We start from the raw sequence: 3,516 nt of genomic DNA, 5'->3' as shown, positions 1-3,516 counted from the left end.
CCCTTGAGGCGGGCGGCGACCGCGGCGGCCTCCTTCTTCTCCTTCTGCTTGACCTCGGTGAAGGAGACGTCGTTCGCGATCATGTCGAAGACCTGGGGCGCCTTGGACTCGTTGGGGACGACCGTCGCCCTGACCTTCTCGGCCGGGTTGTCGACCACCGGCACCGTCAGGAACGTGATGTTCTTCGGCGGCACCTTCTTCAGCTCCAGGGCGATGTCCTTCAGCGTGCCCACCTTGCCGATGGCGCTGTCCACGGTGAGCGCCTTGGTCGCGGCCTCGGCCAGCTTGATCAGCTTGGTGGGGCTGGTGAGGGTGTCGCTGGAGGACATCTCCCGCATGAGGGAGCCCAGGAACTGCTGCTGGACCTTGATGCGGTCCAGGTCGCCCTCGTTGCCGAAGGAGTGCCGGGTGCGGAGGAAGGCCAGGGCCTGCTCGCCCTCGATCCGGGACTCGCCCGCGGGCAGCTCCAGATGGGACTTCGGGTCGTCGACGGCGTGCTCCACACAGACCTTCACGCCGCCGACCGCCGTGGTCAGCGTCTTGACCGCGTTGAAGTCGGCCATCATGAAGTGGTGGGGCTGGATGCCGGTCGCCTCCTTCACCGTGCGCATGGTGCAGCCGGCGTCCCGGCCGTCCTGGCCGAGGCTCGTGTTGAAGCGGACGCCGGTGGAGCCGGGGATGACCTTCTCCGTCCCGTCCTCCTGCGTGGTCGGGCAGTCGGGGACGTCGACGATCATGTCGCGGGGGATGCTGAGCGCGGTCGCGTTGGAGCGGTCCTTGGCGACGTGCAGCAGGATCGTGGTGTCCGCGTGCCCCGTGCTGCCCGCGTCGCCGTAGCCCTCGTTGCCCTCGCCGGTGCGCTTGTCGGTGCCGACGATGAGGATGTTGAAGGCCTCGTCCTTCTTGAAGCTGCTGCTGCCCGCGTTGCCCACGTCCGTCGTCGTGACGTTGCCCTCGAGGTGCTTGAGGTAGAGGTAGCCGCCGACGCCGGTGGCGAGGACGACGAACGCCATGGTGCCGCCGGTCCACATCAGGACCTTCTTGCCCCGCGACTTCTTCTTCGCCGGCCGGCGTCCGCGCCGCCCCGGAGCCGGTTCCTCCGGTGCCGTACCGCGGCGTCGCCGCTGGGGCGGGACCTCACGGCCGGGCGCGGCCGTACGACGGCCCTTCGCGCCCTCGGTGGTCTCGCGCGGGGCGGACCTGCGCGGGCCCGGGACGGCCGACTGCGGTGCGGAAGGGGGCAGTCGCAGTTCGTATTCGCCGGTATCCGGATTCAGTACCCACTGATCCGCGGGATCGACGTCGTCTGCCCGCCCACGTCCTTGCGCGTCCACGGTTTTCCAATCCTCCGTCAGGGCCACGCGGCGCCTGCTCCGAAGGCGCACGGTAAAGGTCGGCAAGTGCACTGCGCCAGAGCGGACCTCATGGCGGGGGCACGGGGGTGCTCACACTATCTGCCAAGTTGAGCGTCGAACGGTACAGGTGACGTATCCGACGTTCCCACTCGGGGAGCAGCTCACCTTATGTACTGAATTCCTACCATCGGTAAGGCTTGTACACGTCCATGCACTTGCCCGTATCCGATCCGTTCAGGGCGTCGCTGCTGTCGGGCAGGTCCCCGGCCTCCGGTTTCTTCTGCCGCGGATACGACGTGCCCGTACGCCAGTCCGCCCCGATGTCGACTGTGACCCCGGACACGTCCGTCGACCTGCGCGTCGCGCTCGCCGGAATTCCCAGCGCCTCGGCGACCCGCCGGGCGTCCTCGGCCGACTCGTCGCCCGGGTAACGGACGACGGTCCTCTGCTCGGACAGCGTCGCCGACGTGTCCGCCGTCGCCCGGTCGAAGCCCTGCTCCACCAGCGTCCGGGTGATGGCGTGCGCACGGCCGTCGACCGGTCCGAGGGTGGAGGACCGGGTGGCGTTCCGTACCAGGACGTCGATGCCGGCGGCATCGGAGGCCGAGTCACCGGAGGGCTTCGCGGAGGGCTTCGCAGAGGCCTTCGCGCCGCTGCCGGTGTCCTCGCCGCTGTCCTTGCCGCCGTTGTCGTCGAAGGACACGTCGTCGCGGAGCATCGCCCACATCTGCTCGGCGTCGTCACCGGCCGGAAGCAGGTGGTTCGCGTTCTCGGGGTCCGCGACGGTGGGCATCGTCGTCATGGTGATGCGGTTCGAGGGAACCGTCTTGAGCTGCGTACCGAGGTCGAACAGCTTCTTGACCGTGCCGATCTCCTCGGACACCACCAGCGACTTCGTGGCCGCCTCGGCCAGGTCCATCAGCCTGCCGGTGTCGGTGAAGACGTTCTGGCCCCGCAGGGTGCGCATCGCCGAGTTCATGTACATGCGCTGCGCCCGGGTCCGCAGCACGTCGCTGCCCCAGGCGTGCCGGGTGCGCAGCCACTGCAGCGCCTGCTCGCCCTTCACCTTCTTGGACCCGGCCTTCATCTTCAGCCCCGAGCCGCCGGGCATCCCGGGCAGCGGGCGGTCCCACACGTTCTGGTTCACGCAGACCTCGACACCGCCGATGGCGTCGGCCATCCGCACCACGCCCGCGAAGTCGATGGTCATCCAGTGGTCGATGTAGACACCGGTGAGGTTCTCCCAGGTGGCCAGCGTGCAGCCGGCCCCGCCGCGGCCCAGCGACTCGTTGATGATCGTGTCGGTCGCCGGGTAGGTCCTGCCGGTCTCCGGATCGGTGCACTCGGGGATGTCGACCCGGGTGTCGCGCGGAATGCTCACCACCGAGGCGCTCTCACGGTCCGCCGCCAGGTGGATCAGCATCTGCACATCGCCCAGCGGCGCGCTGTCGCGGTGGTCCTTGCCGCCGCCCAGCGCCACGTTGGCGTCGGAGGCGCGGCTGTCGGAGCCGATGAGCAGGATGTTCAGGGGAGTCTGACCGGCGGCGTTCGGCTCGGTCCTGCGGGCCTTGGAGTCGCCGCTGCTGCGCTCGCCCTTCTCGATGTTGTCGTTCAGATGCTGGTAGTAGAGGTATCCGGCGCCGGCCGTGCCGAGTATCAGGACCGACAGCGTCATCGCGGACCATCTGAGCACGCGGTGCCGCCGCTTGGGGGGCCTGCCGTGACCGCGCCGTCCGCCGCCCCCGCCGTCAGTGCCGTCCGTGCCGGGACCGCCCCCGGCGGACCGGACCGCGTCCGGCCGTGCTCCCTCTCCTCGCACACCGCTGTGTGTCATGCCCCTTCTCCCCGCCCTCGCTCCCGCGAACGTGCCCCCGCGCGCGGCTCTTCCGCACAGTCGGACACACGCCGGCCCTCAATGGCTGTACGACCGCGCCGGAGGACCGGTTGCCCTTCCGGCCGTAACAGGGCCGCCCTGTAGGACGCGACACGGGACCGTCAGGTCACTCGGCGCACTCGACCTTGTCCGCCGTGGACTTCTGGACCCCCTCCGGGGTCTTGCCGGAAGTGGCGTCGAGTTTGACTCCGGCGCCCTTGAAGTCCTTGCCGAGGGTGAGGGTCATGGTGGGCTGGCCCTGGGAGTTGGTGACGCTTTCGCCGGGTT

The 3,516-nt window shown here is 69.3% G+C and carries 2 protein-coding genes and 1 pseudogene; all 3 read right to left on the bottom strand.

All coding sequences use genetic code 11. From position 1 onward, the window contains the following. The coding region (locus tag ACFV5H_RS37705; RefSeq protein WP_385199177.1) for an LCP family protein at positions 1-1,334 on the bottom strand (1,334 nt) is incomplete at its 3' end. Between the two features lie 202 nt (positions 1,335-1,536). Then, positions 1,537-3,189, bottom strand: coding sequence for an LCP family protein (locus tag ACFV5H_RS37700; RefSeq protein ID WP_385199176.1), 1,653 nt, complete (start codon positions 3,187-3,189; stop codon positions 1,537-1,539). 166 nt (positions 3,190-3,355) lie between these two features. After that, a pseudogene (locus ACFV5H_RS37695) lies at positions 3,356-3,516 on the bottom strand (LytR family transcriptional regulator); the annotation flags it as partial.

Source organism: Streptomyces sp. NPDC059787 (assembly GCF_042732315.1).
In the GTDB taxonomy this organism is placed as follows: domain Bacteria; phylum Actinomycetota; class Actinomycetes; order Streptomycetales; family Streptomycetaceae; genus Streptomyces; species Streptomyces atrovirens.
The sequence above is the reverse complement of the archived record's forward strand: the minus strand, read 5'-3'. Positions and strand labels throughout refer to the sequence as shown.

What these genes read in the sequence shown, in the direction of transcription:
- ACFV5H_RS37700 (WP_385199176.1), bottom strand. Translation starts at nt 3,189, where the DNA reads ATGACACACAGCGGTGTGCGAGGAGAGGGAGCACGGCCGGACGCGGTC.